At 42.7% G+C, this 878-nt stretch carries 1 pseudogene; it reads left to right on the top strand.

Going from position 1 to position 878, the window contains the following annotated elements:
• Positions 1-878: pseudogene (locus tag HMPREF1208_RS12550) on the top strand (hypothetical protein); the annotation flags it as partial.

Below are 878 nucleotides of genomic sequence, written 5' to 3'. Positions count from 1 at the left end.
GAATTTGAATCACTCACTGACGTTGATGTGCTTGTCGATGTTGACTCGCTTGCTACTCGGTTTGATGTTGAAACGGACTCACTTGTCGATACTGACTCACTCTTAGCTAATGACGTTGAGTTTGATTCGCTTACTGACGTTGAAGCACTTGTCGATATCGATTCACTCGCTACTCGATTTGAATTTGATACAGATTCACTTGTCGATACTGATGCACTCTTAGCTGCTGATGTTGAATCTGATTCACTCACTGATGTTGACGCACTTCTCGATGTTGACTCGCTCGCTATTCTGTTCGAATTAGATTCCGATTCACTTGTCGAAACTGAATCGCTCTTAGCTACTGACACTGAGTTTGACTCACTTACAGAAACTGAATTGCTTGTTGACGTCGATTCGCTTGCTACTCTATTCGAATTTGATTCCGATTCACTTGTAGATGCAGAGGCACTCTTAGCTGCTGATGCAGAGTCTGACTCGCTTGCTGATGTTGATGTCGATTCACTTGCTACTCGATTTGAATTTGATTCCGATTCACTTGTTAATGCGCTCTTAGCTGCTGATGCGGAATTTGAATCACTTACTGACGTTGATGTGCTTGTTGAAGTCGACTCGCTCGCTACTCTATTTGATGTTGATACAGACTCACTTGTTGAAACGGACTCACTCTTAGCTAATGACGCGGAGTTCGATTCACTTACTGAAGTTGAATCACTATTAGCTACTGATGTTGAATCTGATTCACTTACCGATGTTGATGTGCTTGTCGACGTCGACTCACTCGCTACTCTGTTCGAATTTGATACAGATTCACTTGTCGAAACCGATTCACTATTTGCTGCTGACGTTGAGTTCGATTCGCTTACTGACGTTGAATC

Source organism: Staphylococcus sp. HGB0015, from assembly GCF_000411275.1.
Taxonomy (GTDB): domain Bacteria; phylum Bacillota; class Bacilli; order Staphylococcales; family Staphylococcaceae; genus Staphylococcus; species Staphylococcus schleiferi.
Note: the sequence above shows the minus strand (reverse complement) of the source record. Positions and strands in the feature narration are given on the sequence as shown.